Origin of the sequence: Chromobacterium subtsugae, assembly GCF_001676875.1 — a bacterium.
Lineage (GTDB): Bacteria > Pseudomonadota > Gammaproteobacteria > Burkholderiales > Chromobacteriaceae > Chromobacterium > Chromobacterium subtsugae.
In genome coordinates this window covers 1-292 of the sequence record NZ_JYKA01000060.1, presented here as the reverse complement: position 1 = coordinate 292, position 292 = coordinate 1, and the positions used below count along the sequence as shown (strand labels likewise).

Sequence of the window (292 nt, the reverse complement as noted above, 5' to 3'; positions counted from 1 at the left end):
AAAAGCAGACAAAAAGATTGTCAACAACCATGTACCAAGGTGAAATTGCATGTAATGTCTGGCCGGGTCAGAACTCAATAGCAACATGTCCAGAAACAAAGGTCGCCATCGGGTGTGGTTTTCAATCTAAAACAGCAGGATCTGTCCCTCCTGAAAATGTTTATATGAATGGGCCGAACTCTTGCCTTGTATACACAGGGGGGATGAATTCAAATAAATGCTTTTCTGCTGTTATAACCTGTGCTGATTAGATTGCCAATCCGGTCGGTGGGAAAAGGTTGCTAAGTTTGAA

At 42.5% G+C, this 292-nt stretch carries 1 protein-coding gene; it reads left to right on the top strand.

The genetic code is table 11. The features are described from left to right. The coding region (locus MY55_RS24135; protein WP_208856083.1) for a hypothetical protein at positions 1–251 on the top strand (251 nt) is incomplete at its 5' end. Positions 252–292 lie beyond the last annotated feature (41 nt).